Genomic DNA, 18,432 nt, shown 5'->3' on the forward strand with positions numbered 1-18,432 from the left:
AACCATCTTATTGCTTGATTAGAGTCATCCGTGCCGCTAACCAAGGCATAGGAAAAAACAAACAGGTTGAGGTTTCCACATGAGTGATACTGCAGAACGCGTCAAGAAAATCGTTATTGAACATCTGGGCGTTGATGCCGAGAAAGTCACCGATGGTGCGAGCTTCATCGACGATCTGGGAGCCGACAGCCTTGATACTGTCGAGCTCGTGATGGCTTTTGAAGAAGAGTTTGGCGTCGAAATCCCCGACGATGCTGCCGAGACGATTCTGACAGTCGGCGATGCCGTCAAGTTCATCGACAAAGCATCTGCCTGATTTTTGTTCGGCCCCGCAGCGATCGTGATATAAGGTGTTTAGCCTTGCTCGTTCATGCGTTGGGCCGGAAACAATCATGTTGCATTTGATAGTTAAGGATCTGCCATGAGGCGCGTTGTCATAACCGGCCTTGGGCTGGTTTCTCCTCTCGCATCCGGGGTTGAACTAACCTGGTCGCGGCTTCTTGCCGGCCAGAGCGGCGCCCGGCGTGTGACGGAATTTGAAGTTGAAGATCTTCCTTGCAAGATTGCCTGCCGTATTCCGGTAGGTGATGGCTCTGATGGTACATTTAATCCTGACGACTGGATGGAACCCAAAGAGCAGCGCAAGGTCGATCCTTTCATTATTTACGCTGTTGCGGCTGCCGACCAAGCGCTTGCGGATGCCAAGTGGGCGCCGGAAAGTGATGAAGATCAGATCCGTACGGGTGTTTTGATCGGGTCCGGCATTGGTGGCCTCGAAGGCATTGTCGAAGCAGGCTACACACTCCGCGACAAAGGCCCCCGGCGCATATCGCCCTTCTTCATCCCCGGCCGTTTGATAAACCTGGCTTCCGGCCAGGTATCGATCAAACATAAGCTGCGGGGTCCGAATCATGCGGTCGTTACCGCTTGTTCCACCGGCGCTCATGCTATTGGCGACGCCTCGCGTTTGATCGCATTCGGAGACGCCGACGTGATGGTGGCTGGTGGCACCGAGTCGCCAGTCAGCCGAATTTCGCTAGCCGGCTTTGCTGCATGCAAGGCGTTGTCCACTGCCAGAAACGACGATCCGACAACTGCCTCGAGACCCTATGATGAAGACCGCGATGGTTTCGTGATGGGTGAAGGCGCGGGCGTTGTCGTCCTTGAAGAGCTGGAACATGCCCTGGCTCGCGGCGCCAAGATTTACGCCGAGATCATCGGCTATGGCTTATCCGGCGATGCTTACCACATCACCGCACCATCAGAGAGTGGTGAGGGCGCGCAGCGCTCTATGGAAATGGCTTTGAAGCGCGCAGGCATAACTCCGGGCGATTTGGACTACATCAACTCGCACGGCACTTCGACGATGGCCGATACGATTGAACTCGGTGCAGTCGAACGCGTTGTTGGCGACGCCGCTTCGAAAATATCGATGTCATCCACCAAATCCTCCATCGGTCACCTTCTTGGTGCCGCTGGCTCGACAGAGGCTATCTTCTGCGTGTTGGCGATCCGCGATAATATCGCTCCTGCAACGATCAATCTCGATAAGCCTTCCAAGGAAACGAAGATCGATCTGGTTCCGCACAAGCCGCGCGAACGCAAGATCGATATCGCGCTTTCCAATTCCTTCGGGTTTGGCGGTACGAATGCTTCGCTCGTAATGCGGCGTTATCAACAGTGATTGATTTCTTGGCGGAGCGCTCTCGCGTTTTTGCCATATTCACAATCGATTCTACCGGCGTCAGCCGGTATCATGTCCCGAGGTGCTTGCGTGAGCTCAGATCAGCAGTCTGAAGAGACAAACGGTTCAGCCGCCAACGCGCCGGATCGCAAGCCGATTGTCCCGCAATCGGCTTCCGAAGCGTTGCGTCCTGAACCGGGTACACCGCCACCTCCGCCGAAGCGACGCTCTCGTCGCGCTCGCAGCCAGATCGTTGTTTTTGCCAATTTCATGCTGTCGCTTGTCGTGCTGGTGGTTCTTGCTGCCGCGGCCGCTGTATACTTTGGCAAGCTGGCGTTCAATGAGCCTGGACCTAGCGATGTTACAACCAACTACGTTGTGAAGAGCGGTACCGGGATTGTTGAGATAGCCGACGGGCTGGAAAGGCGTAACATTATCAGTGATGCCCGGGTCTTTAAATATGGCGTTCAGGCCTATGGCCATCAGGGCGACATGAAAGCTGGCGAGTACGAAATCAAGGCGCATGCGTCCATGCGAGAGATCATGGATCTGTTGCGCAGCGGAAAATCGCTGCTTCGTTCGCTGACGATTCCCGAAGGGCTTACCGTCGAACAGATTTTCCAACGGGTGCGTGAGGATGACGTGCTTGTTGGTGATTTGCCGGCAATCATGCCGAGTGAAGGCTCGCTTTTCGCCAATACGATGCGCTTTTCTCGCGGTACAACACGCGAGGAACTCATCAAGAAGATGCAGGCCGATCAGAAAAAGCTGGTTGAAGACATATGGGAACGCCGCGATCCCAAGACTCCGTTGAAAACCATTGAAGAGTTTGTGACGCTCGCATCCATTGTCGAAAAAGAGACCGGCAAGGCGGACGAGCGTCCACGCGTTGCCGCCGTTTTCATTAACCGGTTGAACAACCGCATGCGCCTTCAATCCGATCCAACGATCATTTATGGCCTGTTTGGTGGCAAGGGCAAGCCGTCGGACCGCCCGATCCTGAAGTCAGATCTTGAGAAGCCGACGCCTTATAACACTTATACGATCAATGGCCTGCCACCTGGGCCGATTGCAAATCCTGGTCGTGACGCGCTGGAAGCGGTAGCTCATCCGTCGCAGACCAAGGACCTTTACTTCGTTGCCGACGGCACTGGCGGACACGTATTTGCTGAGACGCTCGAAGAGCACAATGATAATGTGAAACGCTGGCGTGAGGTCGAGAAGAATCGCCTCGACGAGGCCGCCAAGGCGGCAACCGGTGACAAGAATGCATCGCCGGACGCAGACAACGGAAATTGATACTGGAAAGGCCCGAGGAAGTTCAGGGCCTTTCGTTCCAGGGGGTAGACATGTCATTGCAAAGCATGACGGGATTTGCCCGTCACCTCCGGAACAGCGCCGGGGTGCAAATCTTGTGGGAAATCAAGTCGGTTAACGGCAAGGGTCTCGACGTGCGGTTTCGCCTGCCAGCAGGTCTTGAAACGATCGAGCAGAAGGCCCGTATCCTTTTCAGCCAACATTTCAAGCGCGGCAATTTCCAGGCGGCCGTCACCGTCGATCGCAGCGCGGGTGTTGCCAAGGCAATCCTCAACGAACCACTTCTGAAGGAACTGGCAGCGATCGCTGCACGTCTGCGCGAAGATTACGGTCTGGCAGCATCCACGCCGGAGGGCCTTATGGCGCTCCGCGGGGTCCTGGAGGCGCCACAGGAGACCGCCGATCCTGAAGATCAGCACAAGATAGAAGAAGCAGTACTGGCGGTTCTGGACGAGACACTGATTCAACTGGCGCACAATCGCCAGGCCGAGGGCAGGGCGCTGGGCGAGATTTTGACTGTACAAATCGCGGCGATCGAGATGCTGGTGGAACAGGCAAGGCTTGATCCAAGCCGCTCGTTTGATGCTATTCGCTCGCGGCTGGCTGCACAGGTCTCGCTGCTGCTCGATGCCGCTCCCGCATTGGATGAATCGCGGCTGTACATGGAGGCCGCGTTCCTTGCGACGAAGGCTGACATCCAGGAAGAGCTTGACCGGCTGGAAATGCATGTCACCGCCGCCCGTGATCTTCTGAAGGAAGGCAACGGTGTAGGCCGCAAGCTTGATTTCCTGACACAGGAATTCAACCGCGAGGCGAATACGCTCTGTTCCAAGGCCAACGCGGCTTCGATTACATCGATCGGACTTGACCTGAAGGCTGTTGTGGATCAATTGCGCGAGCAGATACAGAATCTGGAGTGACCATGCACAACAGCATCAAGAGACGCGGTCTTATGCTCGTCCTGTCATCGCCGTCCGGCGCTGGCAAGTCGACGATTGCCCGAATGCTGCTTACGCACAAGGAAGAATTAGATCTCGCGCTTTCGATCAGCGTGACGACACGTCCGCGCCGCGCCAGCGAAATCGATGGCGTCCATTATCATTTCATCCAGACACGCGAGTTCGAGCGGCTGCGCGACAGCGACGCGTTGATCGAATGGGCAGAAGTCCACGGCAATTTCTATGGCACCCCGCGGGAGGCCGCGGAAAATGCGCTCGCGGATGGTCAGGATATGCTTTTCGACATCGACTGGCAGGGCGCGCTGCAGTTGCAAGAGAAGATGAAAGGCGATGTTGTCAGCATTTTCATCCTTCCCCCATCCATGGCCGATCTAAAAGAGCGGCTGCATCGGCGTGCCGAGGACGCTGAAGACGTGATCAACATGCGATTGAACAACGCCCGTAACGAGATAGAGCGCTGGCGCTCTTACGATTATGTCATAGTCAACGAAGATCTGGACCGCGCCTATCATCAAGTCCAGTCGATCGTCACCGCCGAACGCCTGCGCCGAGACCGCTGCCCGGGTCTGTTCGATTTCGTCAGCAGTCTTCTCGATGAAAAGCTGGACTAGAGCGCATTCGCTAACGCTACGAACTCTTCGATTGACAGCGTTTCCGCCCGGCGTGTCGGGTCGATACCGACCTTGGCAAGCAAAGCCTCGCCGCCAAGCGATTTGATGCTTTGTCGCAGCATCTTGCGCCTCTGGCCAAAGGCAGCCTGGGTGACACGTCCCAGTACTGCCGCATCGCAGGCGAGCGGGGCCACACGCGGTACCAAATGGACGACCGAGGATGTAACTTTTGGTGGTGGTGTGAATGCTTGCGGCGGGACGTCAAAAGTAATTTTCGCCTCGGTTCGCCAGCCAGCCAGCACGCCGAGACGGCCGTAGGCATCCGAACCCGGACGCGCGACGATCCGCTCCGCCACTTCGCGCTGAAACATCAGCGTCAGCGACGCATAGAACGGTGGCCATGGTTCACTAAGTAGCCAACTGATCAGCAATTGCGTGCCGACATTATAGGGGAGATTGGCAACGATCTTCACCTTGCTGCCGTTTGCTAGCGCAGAGAAATCCGTATCCAGGGCATCGCCGGCAATAACGCGAAGCCGGCCCTGGTAATGATCGGATATTTCCTGCAAGGCGGCCAAGCAGCGTTCATCACGCTCGATGGCGATAACATTGGCACCTTGGGCGAGAAGGGCACGCGTGAGGCCGCCAGGGCCGGGTCCCACCTCGATGACAGTCTGATCCTTGAGATCGCCTGCCTGGCGTGCAACTTTTCCCGTGAGGTTCAGATCGAGCAGAAAATTCTGCCCGAGGGACTTCTTTGCCATCAGCTCATGGCGTTGGATAACTTCGCGCAGCGGTGGAAGGCTATCTATGCTCATGTGTCGAGTGTGCGGTTCGCCGCCAGTTCATCAGCAAGCCGCAGCGCTGCAATGAGGCTGTCAGGCTTGGCCCTGCCGGATCCTGCGATATCGAAGGCTGTGCCGTGGTCCGGCGAGGTACGCACGAAGGGCAAACCGAGCGTAACATTGACGCTGTCATCGAAACCCAGCGTCTTGGCGGGGATCAGTGCCTGGTCGTGATACATGCAGATGGCGGCGTCATAGGTGGCTCGTGCAGCGGCATGGAACATTGTATCCGCCGGGAAAGGTCCACGCGCATCGATACCTTCAGCACACAGCGTTTCCACCGCCGGACGCACGATGACTTCGTCTTCCATACCCATACTGCCGCCTTCGCCCGCATGCGGGTTCAATCCGGCAATGGCAAGCCGTGGCTTGGCGATGCCGAACTGACTTTTGAGTGCCAGCGCAGTGATCCGGCAGACAGTCAGGATCGTCACTGTGTCGAGAACAGCGGGAACCTTGTTCAAGGCAATGTGAATTGTTACAGGAACTGCCCGCAGCAACGGTCCAGCCAGCATCATCACCGGCGTTACAGCATATCCCAGATGCTCACCGGCAAGATGTGCCAAAAACTCCGTATGACCCGGAAATTTGAAACCAGCCTCATAGAGCGGCTTTTTGGCGATGGGACAGGTGACTATGGCGCGTGAGCGGCCTGCAAGCGTCAATGCCACGGCCTGTTCAATCGCCTCGATCGTTCCTGCCGCATTTTCGGACAGTGGAATGCCGGGTTGATCCGATTGCCGGTTCTTCAGCGGCACGATTGGCAGCGCCTCATCGAATATAGCAGCCGCGTCCTCAGGCGTTGTGATTTCCAGTGGAACATTCACGCCAAGCTGTACTGCGCGCGAGGCGATTAATTCCGCGTCGGCAAGCAGAAAAAACGCAGGAAGCTGCATGTGCTTGCGCAATATCCACGCAGCGAGCGCGATGTCAGGCCCAATGCCCGAAGGATCACCGGAACTGACGGCGAGAGCGGCTTTCATGCCAGTGCAATCCCATCATTCAGTGACGATCTTCGCCTTGCTGCGCAGTTCCTCGAGATATTTCTTGTCGACAGCCTCAGCTGATGCATCCGGTTTGCCGTCACCCGCCGCTGCTGTTGCTTCCTGGGAAAAGACAAGGCGAGCCACGCGATCGTCGGAGACTTGACGGGTCGCGCACACGCCGAGAAATTCGACGCCCTTATCCGTATCCAGGGTCGTCGTCGCATGACCGACCGGTGTGGATATGACCAGCTTCGACCATTCGGGCGGCAGTTCCTGCTCTACGAATTTTCCGAGATCGCGCACGGTGACATCCAATGTGCCCTTGGCGATATCGCGTGTTGTCTGGCAGCCGCTGAAACGGCCACGCATGGCATTGGCTTCACCTCGCCGCTTGGCGAGAATGCCGCGATTATTGGCAGGGACGACGAATATCACCTGCTGCAGTTGGTATTCGGTAGAAACGGGCTTCTTCCCGCCGTCCTTGAGCATGCGTTGCACGGCATCCTGCTCGGACACCCTGGTTCCACCCTGTGTGCGATTACGGGTGGCGAGCGCGCGGCCCCAACTCATCTGCATACGGATATATTCTTTGAAGTGCTGCGGCGTCACGCCGGACTTGTCCAACACGCCGTTGAGCTGATTGAGCGTCATCTTGTTGTTGGTAGCAAAGCGCGTATAGGCGTCGTTCACTTCGTTGTCAGAAACAAGCAAATTGAGACGTTTCAATTCCTGGCGCTTGAGCGCGTCGTTGGTCAATTCATCCCGCGCCTGCTGGGTAAGGTTGCCCTTTTTATGCTGAAGTTTCAGAAAGGCAGCACGCTTTGAAATATCGTAGTCGGTGATAGCGGCGCCATTGACGACAATCTTGATCTCGCTTGCTGCAGCAGGCAATGTCACGCCAACCGCCAGAACAGAGCTCAATGCAGTGATCATTGCCGCTGCAAGAATATGCTTCCTCACCATCATTTCTCAACTTGTCCGATCATGGACCATTTTCGCGAAATGGACCGTGTTTTTCTTCTTTTGATGTTCATTTCCTCTTTATTGTCGCTTTACTAAGGCAAAAGCATGACTGGCCGCAAGTGCGGCCAGCTTAGACAATAAGATTAGATCCCGCCGATATCGACTGGCTTGCCGATTCCCCACAAGGTTCGGAAAGAGATGTTGAAGCCAAACGTTGAGGTCTTATCGCCCTCGACGTTGTTCACAGTTACCGGTTGCTCCTGAGTGTAGTACATGCTGTACGTGAAACACTCGTCATCATAGGCAAGCGCAGCGGTACGTTTTACAAGCGTATTTGACACAAGATCATACGTTCCGGTGCCGAGGAGTCGCCAGTTTGGTGTCAACTTGGCCTGTCCGCCGACAGTGACTTCCTGGCGGTCGTCGGGGAAACCATAGGTTTCCTGTGCGGCGATGAAAGCGTATTTCACATAAACAGAGCCATATTTACCAGAGGTTGTAGTTGCCACTGTTGCACGCTTGACTTCAAAATCGTCCTTATCGAATCTTCCGCCAGTCGTGATGTTGAACGCGCCTTTATTGGCACCGATCATTGCAACATAGTCGGAACGAGCCGATTCCAGTCCGGATTCGGCACCAGCATTGACAAAATCTGGCGATGCAAAGGAATTGAGCCCACCTAACTGGAACGATTGGCCTGCAATACCATTCAAGCCCCAGCCATTGTTGAAAGTGCCAGAGTAGCGGAGACCGAGATTGGCACGGGTGCCACCTTCGACGCGATCATATCCGGAAAACTTGTCACGTTCGAACAGGTTTGACGCATCGAATACGAAACTCTGTGCGTCTTCATTCGGCATCTCACCCGGATAGGATTCGTTGTTGCGAACGAAAAGCTGGGCTGTCGGCTCGAGCACATGAGTCGAGTTGGCCGCTGTAAACAGGATTGGCCATTTCGTTTCAAGACCGGCAGTAGCCATCGGACGGAAAGCATCAGAACGTGTGACACCGTCTGTATTGGAATCCACGTACATACCATCGCCTCGCAGGGCGAGGAGGGGGGTGATGACCAATCCGCTTTCGGTGACAAACGTGCGTTTCCATTCGGCTTCCCCGGTGATACGGCCATCGTTGCCTTGTATGCCGGCTATGTAACCGGTCCGATCGACACCGCTGAAATTGCCGTCAAATTCGTCACGCGTCAGGGCCTGCAAATTCAAATTGAAATTGAGTTCGCCGCCTGCAACCGACTGCGTAGGCGTATAGGCATAATCCAGGCTCGGGAGAACCCAGGGCTGCTTTTCCTCAGAGGAACTCGGATCGGAATCTTCGAAACCCTCTTGAACGTGGAACCGGTACAGACTGAGATCGAAATAGTTGCGGTCGTGCAAGCCACGCAGATAGACTTGGTCGGTAATATTATAGTTGTCGTAGTTTTCGATGCCGTAGCGATAGGCAAAAGCCTTGTCCGACTGTGCCAAGACACTCCAACCATACGTCCAGCGCGGGTTTATGTTGAACGCGCCCGTCGATCCGATCATTCCCCGTGTAGTAGCATTTGAGTCGACCTGGTCGCCGGCAATGCTGTTAAACGCACCAGGATCCTGCTGGTCGATGCCAGCAAGCTTGATCGTATATTGACCATTGGCCAGCCGGTGACGCCATTCAGCCTCGCCCAGGAAACCCTGCTGCGTATAGTAGGTCCCCTGCAATGTCAGGTCATAATTGGGAGCCAGTGCCCAGAAATAGGGCACTGTGATGCCGGTGCCGAGTTCAGTCTCATGGCGATAGCTCGGTATGAGGAACCCGCTCTTGCGCTTGACTGTCGGGTCGGCGATTTCGAACGCCGGCAGGAATGCCAATGGCATGCCGAACATCTCGAAGCGGCCGCGCTCAAAACGAATGGTCTTCTTCTTGCCGTTCCAGATAATTTTTTGGGCGCGGACCTGCCACAGCGGCGCCCGATCGGGTTTTGCCCGGCAGGGTTCGCACGCGGTGTAGATACCATTGTTGAATGTCGTCAGCTCGCCGCCGATGCGCTCCGCGCTCTCGGCTGCAAAGCGGGTATTGTCGGCTGCTTCGACCCGCAAGGCGTTGACGAAGCCTTCCTTGAAATCATCGGTAACATCGAGATTTTCCGCATAGATGCGGTTGCCGTCTTTCTCGACGATCTCGACCTTGCCTTCCGCTTTGAGGCGGCCGGTATTCTGGTCATAGGTGACCTTCCGCGCTACGAGGCGGTTTCCGTCATAATCGATCTGCACGCCGCCGACTGCGGAAATGGTCTTGGCGTTGATGTCATAGACAAGCTCATCCGACTCCAGCAGCAATTGTGCGTTTGGATCCGTTTTTACATTTCCAACAAGTGCATCACCCGTCTGGGCGTAGGCTGGGAGCGAAATCCCGCCCGCAAGGCATAGCAAGGCCGTGCTGCACGCAAGCCGTGCAAGCCACGCCGGCAACACCGAGCGCGTTAAATTCAATCCCACTCTAACCATCCTCCTTGTGCAACAGAAAGGAGACCCCAAAAAATGTTGCAATCAACACGGGTGTCCATGCGGCAACAAAAGGCGGAACGAATCCCGCATTCCCGAATGCCTTGACCACAACAGTGACGACATAAAGCACGAAGCCTGCGAGGACGCCACCCAGAATCATCGTCCCCGATTGTCCAAACCGAACAAATTTCAACGAAACGGTTGCAGCAATTAAAGTCATCGCCATCAGCAGAGCCGGCAAAGCCAATAAAGACTGGAAATGCATATCAAAAGCGTTGGCTGGATAGCCAAAAGAGCGAGCTGCGGCAATTTTGTTACGCAGCTCAAAAAAAGGAATGGTCTCGGGCCGCGCGAGGCTTTCTTCAACGAATTCAGGGCGCAGATGGGTTGGAATGCGCACGGTTTCCAAGGAAACCGGCGTCTCTCCCAACACAAATTTCGTCACCTGATTCAGTTGCCAGAAACCATCATCCAGATCGGCGCTCTTGGCGTCCAGCCGCTCGGTAACGTCCTGATTCTTGTCAAGTCGAATGAAGACGGCGTCGACCAAACGCAATCCACGGTTGACGATCGACTTGGAGCCGATGATCGTTTCGCCCTCTTCGGTTTTCTGCCGCAACCAAGGGACGCGATCTGCCGATACATCATTGGCTTTTCCGGCGCGCCAGTTTGCCGTTATCTGTTCGCTTCGCTCAAAACCATAGGCAGCAAGCGGATTGACGACCAGCACAGCCGCCAGGCCGAAAAGAAACGCGCCCGTACAGGCAGGCAGAAGAAACTGCCAGGCCGAAACGCCGACAGAACGCGCGACGACCAGTTCATATTTGCGATTGAGCGAAATAAGCGTCGCCATCGCAGCAAACAGCGCGATGAATGGAAACACCTGCTGCATGATATAGGGGATGCGCATCACCGACAGCCCAAAGGCCCGGATCGCAGAATAATCGGGCAGCGCAGACAGTTTTCCCGATAGTTCGGTGAAGTCGAGGATCAGGGCCAACGCAAAACTGCCCATCAGGAAATAGCATGTGATCGTCACATAGCGGAGGAAGAAGTAGCGCCCGAGCGTCCAGCCGATCATTACCGGTGTCCTCCGCGCTTGCGACCGAACAATCTTGCTCCGGCGCTCGCGAATGCCACCTGCCTGGTTTCAAAAGTACGTTTGAACCAGTTGCTCCACGTTGTCGGGATACCGATCTGGCGATTGGTTGCGAGCGCATAGATCGCGGAAAGCGCTGCGAGAATTGGAATTGCGAAGAGCATTGGCAGCATCGAAGCGTTCTTGTCCGTGCTCTGCCCGGTCGAATATCCCAGCCAGAACACAATGAGACTGATCGTTATGGCCGTAAATGAAGCGGATATGCGCGCTTCGCGATGAGAGCGCGAGTCAGCAGCTGCGGCGAGGGAGATCAACGCAAACACGATCGGATACATCCAGTCCGTCAAGCGCTTGTAAAGCTCGGAAGTGTAGCGAAGCGGACGCTGTTGATATTGTTTGTCGTTGGGATCCGGATTCATGAGGTAATCGAGAGGCCGGTCCTTCGGAAAAATCGTGGCCTCCTTGTCGTCCGACGAAAGAAATGCCGCGAGATCAAGAGCATAAGTATTGAACTTGATGATGGACACATTGCCGGTCTGCACATCACGTCGATGAACCTCGCCATCCTTCATGATCAGCAGGCCTTGATCGGCAGTTTGGACGACAAGGCCTTCCTTGGCGTAATAAATGAGATCCGTCGTCTTGTCGCGGGAATCAGAAACGAACAGGCCCTGGATCGTGCCATTGGAATCGCGGTTCTCGATCTGAAGGTAGAGGTCCGTATCGATTTCCCGGAACGAGCCTTGTTGAACCACGAGATTGATCACATCGCCACGCGCCTCGGCCACCATTTGGCGCATGTTCATCTGCGAATACGGCACGACGAAGTTGGAAATAAGGAACGATGCAGCTGCGATGACGATCGCAAAAAGCATGACAGGACGGATCACGGCGGAGCGTGGCGCGCCCGCCGCATTGATGACCACCAGTTCTGAATCCTGGTTCATCGTCGAAAGCGTTTGCGTCACGGCAATCACCAGAGCAAACGGCATCACCACGGGAAAGGCGGATGGAAGCAGATTGGAACTGAATTTTAGAATATAGTAGAAGCTCTGTCCGCTGGTCGTCAGAAAATTAATACGACCGAGCACCTGGACGATCCATGTGATTCCGACCGCTGAAAGCAGAACGGCAAAAAACATGACGACGATCCGTCGCAAGATGTATATCTCAATCAGGCGCATGTCATGTTTCGCAAAAAGAGTTCCGCCACCTTGTTCGACCAGCCGTTCATTAAAGCCCGACTGTCCAATCCATGCCATGGGAGCCAAGGCATTATTTTGAGCTTTATGGGACGAACCCGTTACATGTTCAATAAACCCGACATATGTTCAATCTAGTCAGGCTTGGCTAAAAATAGGCGAAGAAAGCTAGTTAACAAGGTCTTAGTCAATCCCTTCATGATCCCCCCTTCATTCATCAAGATCGATGATCATGAAAGTCACATTTTTGTTCAAACCGGAGATATCATGTCCAAACGCCCATCCATCAGTTTCGCAAAATATGCAGCCGTCGAAAGCGGCACCGCAATCTTGCTTGTTCCCGCTGAAGGCAAAGCAGCTGCAGAAGCCGAATCTGTTGTCGGACAGGCATTGCTGTCGCGTATCATCAGCGTCTCGGATTTCAAGGGAAAACTTGCAACGAGCCTATCTACCCTCGCTCCAAATGGCACAGAACTGGAACGGTTGGTGCTTGTCGGTAGCGGCGATCCGGCCAAGCTCAAGGGCGACGATTGGCTGAAAATCGGTGGCGCGGCATTTTCAAAAATCGGAAAATCCAAAAATGTCTCGGTGATCCTCGCGCTACCCGGCACAGATATCTCAGCCGAAAACGCTGCCGATTTCGCCCTGGGTATGCTTCTGCGCTCCTACACATTCGACAAGTACAAGACAAAAAAAGGCAAAGACGAGAGCGAGAAGGAAGATAAATTCGTCGCTAGTATCACTATCCAGGTAGCGGATCCTCACGCCGCGAAAAAGGCATTTGCTAGTGCCGAAGCGGTGGCGGATGGCGTTATTCTTGCACGCAATCTGGTCAACGAACCTGCCAATGTTCTCGGTCCAGTCGAATTTGCCGAACGTGTCGAAGAGTTGAAAAAGCTCGACGTCAAGGTCGAGATTTTGACGGAAAAGGACATGAAGAAGCTCGGCATGGGCTCGCTGCTCGGTGTCGCACAAGGGTCCACACGCCCAGCGCGCATCGCGATCATGGAATGGCACGGCGGCAAAAGCAAAGACAAGCCGATCGCCTTTGTCGGCAAGGGCGTGACCTTTGACTCTGGCGGCCTTTCCATTAAGCCTGCTGGCGGTATGGAGGAAATGAAGGGTGATATGGGCGGTGCGGCCGCAGTCACCGGCCTTATGCATGCACTTGCTTCACGCAAGGCCAAGGTCAATGTCGTCGGTGTCATCGGGATTGTTGAAAACATGATCAATGGTGATGCGCAGCGCCCTGGCGATATCGTCACGTCCATGTCGGGCCAGACGATCGAAGTGCTCAACACCGATGCGGAAGGGCGACTCGTCCTCGCCGATGCGCTTTACTATTGCAATGATCGCTTCCAACCCAAGTTCATGGTCAATCTCGCTACCCTGACAGGCGCCATCATGGTGGCTCTCGGCGTTTATCAGGCGGGGCTGTTTTCCAATGACGATGCACTTGCCGCGCAGCTCTTCGATGCCGGCCAGGCAACCGGTGAAAGGCTGTGGCGCATGCCACTCGGCGCCGAATACGACAAACTCATCGACACGAAGAATGCTGACATGAAGAACATTGGCGGACGTCACGGTGGCGCAATCATTGCCGCACAGTTCCTGAAGCGCTTTGTGGGTGATACGCCTTGGGCCCATCTCGACATTGCCGGCACCGCGATAGGTGCGCCGACCAATGAGTATAGCCAGTCCTGGGCTTCGGGCTACGGCGTTCGCCTTCTCGACAGGCTGGTTCGCGACAATTTCGAAGGGTAGAAGTTAAAAGGGACTGGCTTGACGTGAGCCAGTCCTTTCACACAAGACTGCACTCATGACCGAAATCCTCTTCTACCATCTGACTGAATCGACACTGGAGAACGCATTGCCGGGTCTCGTCGAGCGTTCGCTCGACCGCAAATGGAGAGTCGTCATCCAGACTGGTTCCGAGGAGCGGCGCGACAGTCTCGACAATCATCTTTGGACCTGGTCCGATGCGTCTTTTCTTGCGCATGCGACTGACCAGGAGCCTCATCCGGAAGAGCAGCCCATCATTCTGATGACGGGCCACGGCAACCCCAACAGCGCGACTGTGCGCTTTCTTGTCGATGGGGCCGAGCCGCAGAATGTCAAAGTCTATGAGCGGCTCGTTCTCATGTTTGATGGCCACGACCAGCAACAGCTTGAGCAGGCGAGGGCACAATGGAAACTGTTGAAAGAACAGGGTCACAAATTGACCTACTGGCAGCAGAACGCCGAAGGGCGTTGGGAAAAGAAAGCTTGAGAAACTGTTGATGCGTCCGCTTTTGCTACTCCTCTTGATCGCCGGAATTGTGCTCGGGATCGGATATCCTTGGGTGGTCGGCAATTTCTCGGGAGAAGAAATCGGCTCATGGCGCGTCTATGATCGCCCCGGTCCCTACAAACCTGTCACCGTCACTTTGACCGCGGGCGACGCTCCGGTGCGCGCCTTCGTCGATATGCAGCCTTTGCGGAATTTCGTCCCTTCCGTCGGGCGCTCGGCGCTGACAGCCGTCGTCACGCGGCAAGGCAGGGACGTCCTTGTCAGGACCTTGAACTACGAGAACAGCAAAGCGGCCAACAAGGGCTCACCACAGGGCCCGCAGGTCTACCGCGACAGCATCGGAGACATCGATCCGGTGGAAGATGGCGATTATGTCTTCACCATCGGACCTGGCGATTTCGACGGCCTGGAGGTGGCGGAGGTTGATCTTGTCTTGCGCAAGGGCGCGACGGCCGTCGACTGGCGAGCCATGCCAGCCGGCATTGCGCTGATTGTGATCAGTCTTTTTGGGCTCGTTCGCCTGAGACGCAGTCGCAAGGCAGCAGCAAACAATGTACCACCTCCGCCCAAGTGGGGCAGATGATGGTGGATCAGGCGGGGACCTTTCCAAAGATCCTTACCGAAAGACTTCGGTTACGCCGGTTTGAGCCAAAGGATGATGTCGGGCTCCACGCCTGTATTGGAGATGCAAATCTCGTGCGCTATTGGGATTTTTCTGCCTGCAAGAATATTCAGGAAACGCGGAGGTGGGTACGGGTGCTCGCCAAGACCATGTCACCCGATGAATCCATCGCTTGGGCGGTTGCCGAAAGGGACAGCGATAATTGCATCGGCATGGTCAACTATCATCATCGTGAGCCGCTCAATCGCCGCTTGGAGATCGGCTACATTCTTCGATCGGAATGGCACGGCAGGGGTCTTATGAGCGAAGCGGTCCAAGCGGTGATGTCCCATTGCCTCGTGAAGCTGAACACCCACCGCATCGCAGCAGTGATCCATCCGGATAATGCGCCGTCCATCAGGCTGGTGACACGACTTGGTTTTCGCTTCGAGGGCGGGCCATTGCGTGATTACTGGCGTGTGGGCAACAACTATATGAGCCCCATGCTTTACAGCTTCATCGCCAATTGACGGTCCTCATTGCGCTTTTCGACAATGCGGTAGGCGCAGCGCCGGGCACCTTTCAATATATGTTCGAAGCGTTTGACCTCGACATTCGGCCCAAGCGCCGCCTGAAACACCTCGAGCTCTGACCGGCATAGTTTCTGGCAGGCTTTGGCCGCAACGCAGATAGGGCAGTGATTCTCGATCAGTATAAGTTCGCCGCCCGTGTCCCGGCTGACTTCGGCCATATAGCCCTCTGCCGAACGAATTTCTGCGAGGTGTTGGACTTTCTCTTCTAGCGAAGTAATCGGTTCCAGCGCCGTGCGGTACTGATTCAGTGTCGTTTTCTCACGATGGGAAATCAATTGGTCGAGCCCGGCATCACCAAAAACCGCTGACACCGACGCCAGAAGGTCCGCTGTCAATCCGGCATGATTATCGGGAAACTGGGCGTTTCCGGCGTCGGTCAGATGCCAGAAGCGTTTGGGCCTGCCGACGCTCTCCCGGCTGTCCTCGAAACCAACGAGACCGTCCTCGTGGAGACGTGCAAGCATCTGCCGCACCGCCACGGGAGTAACGCCAAGCCGGTCGGCCAGTACGGTGGCGGTCTGCGCCCCAGCCACTTTCAGCGAATAAAGCATGCGATTTGTCGTGCGATCCTGCATGGACATACGATAGCAAGAAAAATTTAAAAAGCTATTGCTTGTTTTATTTGGAGGAATATAAAAATATAAAACTTGTTAAATTGAGGAAATGCCATGCACGAGACGACAGAAGAAACCGGCAGTACCAGCTGGTCGGAACTCCTGAGCCCTGCATATTCGGCGGCGACCCTGACGCTATGCCTTGGTGTAGCGCTGTTCGCCTTCAATGGTTTCCTGGTGTCCACTTCACTTCCGACGGCAGTGCGCGAAATTGGCGGACTCGAGCTGATTTCCTGGGCTTTCACCCTCTATCTCGTCCTCTCCATTGTCGGCGGTGCCAGTGGCGCATTGCTGAAGGCCCGAGTGGGTGCGAGGATGGCGCTGGTGGGGGCCGCGCTGGTGTTTCTCGCGGGCACGCTCATCGCAGCGTTCGCTTCGTCGATGACCGAGGTACTGATCGGGCGTGCGTTTCAAGGACTGGGCGAGGGGATCATCGCCGCGATTTGCTACGCACTCATTCCCGAACTTTTCCCGTCAAGGCTTGTTTCCAAAGTTTTCGGCGCTGAGGCCGTCGTTTGGGCGGTTGCTGCCTTTGGTGGCCCGTTGGTCTCGGGTCTGCTTACTGAACATCTGTCATGGCGTGCCGCGTTCCTCGTCAATGTGCCTTTGGCCCTGATATTCATCGCACTCGTCTTCTATATCGTGCCCAGGTTTTCCGGCGAGATCGCACGCCTGTGCGTACCGTTCCTGCGGCTTTCGGCCATCGGTTTCGGCATCATGCTGGTCGCCTTTGCCAGCATCATGCGGACGGTTGCGACGGAAGTGCTGTTTGTTCTGGGTGCCGCAGTGGTCCTCGCCTCGGTAGTCGTCGTCGACCGGCGCAGCCGCACGCCCCTCTTTCCCTCCGATGCCTTCGCTCTGAATTCCACTGTCGGCATTGGCCTATGGATTGTCCTGCTCATGCCGGTTGCACAAGCCTCCACGTCCGTTTACCTGGTGATGACCCTGCAGAACCTCTGGGGTTACGGCCCGACAAAGGCAGGTGCCTTCAATGCCACGTTCGCCATTGCATGGAGTACCGTTGCCATCCTCGTTGCCAACATACAGGACCAGCGCCGCCGTGCATGGTTGATCCGGCTTGGACCAACTCTTCTCGTTGCCGGCCTCGCCACCATTGTCTTCGGCTTCTTCGTCGATATGCCGCTGGTCGTCATGCTTGGTCAGATCTCCATTGGCACTGGCTTCGGCGCCAGCTGGGGGTTTCTCAGCCAGTCGGTCATGGAATCAGCGCGAAGCGGCGAACGTGACCGCGCCTCGGCCCTGTTGCCGACGCTGCAGTCCGTTGGTTATGCGATCGGCGCCGCTCTCGCTGGTCTCGTTGCCAACGCTGTCGGCTATCCTGAAGCCACGACACCGGCGGCCCTGCGCGACGCCACGATAATTGTCTTTGCCGTTTCGACCGTCATCGGCGTTGGTGCGTTCGTGGCCGGGTTCGCCTTGCCAACGCGCAAGAAAACTCTACTGGCGATCGAAATGCAAAAACGGCTATAGATCGCGGATGGCAATTGATGAGCGAGATTTGAAGGCCGATCCTGCAATCGTCAGGACGTGGGTCGAGGGATGGGCGCTAACCCGTCAGGTAGCGGCGCCCGTTTTCGAAAACGGGGGCTATCGTGTCGAAGTTGGTCTTCCGGATCAGTTGAGGCGCCATGTTTTCTCAGAATATTCCGATTGGGTCCGTCAGCATGCTGAGGCCATTTCCGAGCCGGCGATCTTTCTGAAGGTCTGTGCGCCGCCGGAGTTTGTCCAGCCGAATCTGCCGGCCCGTTGGTATATCCAGTCTCCCGCATTCATGATGTTGCTGTCCGGCGCCATGCCGGGGGAGACCACCTCGTTGCCGGGTGGCTATGTATATGACCATCAGGTGTATGATGGCGTAACCATCGTGAATATCCTTGATAGGGGCGGGGAGGTCGCAGCTACGGGAAGGATCGCATTTCCCGGGGAATTGGCTGTCTATGACCGGATAAGTACCCATGAGAACCATCGCCGCAAGGGGCTCGGCCGGTCTGTTATGAAGCGGCTGGAAATGCTTTCCCGAGAAAAAGGCATACAACGCGCGGCACTCGTGGCAACGCCCGATGGCCGTGCACTCTATGAACCGCTCGGCTGGCAGTTACATTGCCTCTACACAACCGCTGTTATTCCAAAGCCCGGTGCTTGAAACTGG

General features: G+C 55.7%; 18 protein-coding genes. 11 read left to right on the plus strand and 7 right to left on the minus strand.

Going from position 1 to position 18,432, the window contains the following annotated elements:
• The first annotated feature begins 79 nt into the window (after positions 1-79).
• The 5 genes from LB462_RS01955 to gmk all read left to right on the plus strand — a co-directional run bounded on the left by LB462_RS01955 (position 80) and on the right by gmk (position 4,571).
• Entirely contained in the window at positions 80-316 is a 237-nt protein-coding gene (locus LB462_RS01955; protein WP_091880344.1) for an acyl carrier protein, read from the plus strand.
• A gap of 105 nt (positions 317-421) precedes the next feature.
• Positions 422-1,684 carry a beta-ketoacyl-ACP synthase II gene (fabF, locus tag LB462_RS01960; RefSeq protein ID WP_112527867.1) on the plus strand — a complete coding sequence of 421 codons (1,263 nt, stop codon included), beginning with the start codon at positions 422-424 and terminating at the stop codon, positions 1,682-1,684.
• Positions 1,685-1,756: 72 nt separating this feature from the next.
• Positions 1,757-2,983 (plus strand): endolytic transglycosylase MltG, encoded by a 1,227-nt coding sequence (gene mltG / locus LB462_RS01965; protein WP_255626279.1) that lies wholly within the window; start codon positions 1,757-1,759, stop codon positions 2,981-2,983.
• A gap of 50 nt (positions 2,984-3,033) precedes the next feature.
• The gene (locus LB462_RS01970) at positions 3,034-3,921 is read left to right on the plus strand and encodes a YicC/YloC family endoribonuclease (protein WP_224505713.1); all 888 of its coding nucleotides are present in this window, start codon (positions 3,034-3,036) and stop codon (positions 3,919-3,921) included.
• Between the two features lie 2 nt (positions 3,922-3,923).
• On the plus strand, positions 3,924-4,571 hold the full coding sequence (gene gmk / locus LB462_RS01975; RefSeq protein WP_224505714.1) for a guanylate kinase: 648 nt from the start codon (positions 3,924-3,926) through the stop codon (positions 4,569-4,571).
• On the opposite strand, the gene rsmA is transcribed toward gmk, so the two are convergent.
• From rsmA to LB462_RS02005, 6 genes are all read right to left on the minus strand, one after another.
• Positions 4,568-5,389 (minus strand): 16S rRNA (adenine(1518)-N(6)/adenine(1519)-N(6))-dimethyltransferase RsmA, encoded by an 822-nt coding sequence (gene rsmA / locus LB462_RS01980; protein ID WP_224505715.1) that lies wholly within the window; start codon positions 5,387-5,389, stop codon positions 4,568-4,570. The genes gmk and rsmA overlap by 4 nt on opposite strands.
• Entirely contained in the window at positions 5,386-6,399 is a 1,014-nt protein-coding gene (gene pdxA, locus LB462_RS01985) for a 4-hydroxythreonine-4-phosphate dehydrogenase PdxA (RefSeq protein ID WP_224505716.1), read from the minus strand. The genes rsmA and pdxA overlap by 4 nt, the downstream gene beginning before the upstream one ends.
• Positions 6,400-6,414: 15 nt before the next feature.
• Positions 6,415-7,368: a SurA N-terminal domain-containing protein gene (locus tag LB462_RS01990; protein WP_370637028.1), complete on the minus strand. Its 954-nt coding sequence runs from the start codon at positions 7,366-7,368 to the stop codon at positions 6,415-6,417.
• Between the two features lie 140 nt (positions 7,369-7,508).
• Positions 7,509-9,854 (minus strand): LPS-assembly protein LptD, encoded by a 2,346-nt coding sequence (locus tag LB462_RS01995; RefSeq protein WP_224505717.1) that lies wholly within the window; start codon positions 9,852-9,854, stop codon positions 7,509-7,511.
• A 1-nt stretch (position 9,855) separates the two neighbouring features.
• Positions 9,856-10,944 carry an LPS export ABC transporter permease LptG gene (gene lptG / locus LB462_RS02000; protein WP_112527881.1) on the minus strand — a complete coding sequence of 363 codons (1,089 nt, stop codon included), beginning with the start codon at positions 10,942-10,944 and terminating at the stop codon, positions 9,856-9,858.
• Entirely contained in the window at positions 10,944-12,146 is a 1,203-nt protein-coding gene (locus LB462_RS02005) for an LptF/LptG family permease (protein WP_114429440.1), read from the minus strand. Before LB462_RS02005 ends, lptG begins: the two co-directional genes overlap by 1 nt.
• 285 nt (positions 12,147-12,431) lie before the next feature.
• On the opposite strand from LB462_RS02005, the gene LB462_RS02010 reads away from it, so the two are divergent.
• From LB462_RS02010 to LB462_RS02025, 4 genes are read left to right on the plus strand one after another with little or no spacing between them, the layout of a single operon-like run.
• Positions 12,432-13,928: a leucyl aminopeptidase gene (locus tag LB462_RS02010; RefSeq protein ID WP_224505718.1), complete on the plus strand. Its 1,497-nt coding sequence runs from the start codon at positions 12,432-12,434 to the stop codon at positions 13,926-13,928.
• Positions 13,929-13,983: 55 nt separating this feature from the next.
• The gene (locus LB462_RS02015; protein ID WP_224505719.1) at positions 13,984-14,433 is read left to right on the plus strand and encodes a DNA polymerase III subunit chi; all 450 of its coding nucleotides are present in this window, start codon (positions 13,984-13,986) and stop codon (positions 14,431-14,433) included.
• Positions 14,434-14,440: 7 nt separating this feature from the next.
• A complete protein-coding gene (locus LB462_RS02020; protein ID WP_224505720.1) occupies positions 14,441-15,037 on the plus strand; it encodes a hypothetical protein in 597 nt (198 codons plus the stop codon).
• Positions 15,034-15,585, plus strand: a complete 552-nt coding sequence (locus LB462_RS02025; RefSeq protein ID WP_224505721.1) for a GNAT family N-acetyltransferase — start codon at positions 15,034-15,036, stop codon at positions 15,583-15,585. Before LB462_RS02020 ends, LB462_RS02025 begins: the two co-directional genes overlap by 4 nt.
• On the opposite strand, the gene LB462_RS02030 is transcribed toward LB462_RS02025, so the two are convergent.
• Positions 15,564-16,199, minus strand: coding sequence for a helix-turn-helix transcriptional regulator (locus tag LB462_RS02030; RefSeq protein ID WP_224505722.1), 636 nt, complete (start codon positions 16,197-16,199; stop codon positions 15,564-15,566). The genes LB462_RS02025 and LB462_RS02030 overlap by 22 nt on opposite strands.
• A 117-nt stretch (positions 16,200-16,316) precedes the next feature.
• Between LB462_RS02030 and LB462_RS02035 the strand changes: the two genes are divergently transcribed.
• Complete coding sequence (locus tag LB462_RS02035; protein WP_224505723.1) at positions 16,317-17,753, plus strand: MFS transporter; 1,437 nt, start codon at positions 16,317-16,319, stop codon at positions 17,751-17,753.
• 7 nt (positions 17,754-17,760) lie between these two features.
• Positions 17,761-18,426: a GNAT family N-acetyltransferase gene (locus tag LB462_RS02040; RefSeq protein WP_224505724.1), complete on the plus strand. Its 666-nt coding sequence runs from the start codon at positions 17,761-17,763 to the stop codon at positions 18,424-18,426.
• Positions 18,427-18,432: the final 6 nt, after the last annotated feature.

It is taken from the genome of Phyllobacterium chamaecytisi (assembly GCF_020164455.1).
In the GTDB taxonomy this organism is placed as follows: Bacteria; Pseudomonadota; Alphaproteobacteria; order Rhizobiales; family Rhizobiaceae; genus Phyllobacterium; species Phyllobacterium chamaecytisi.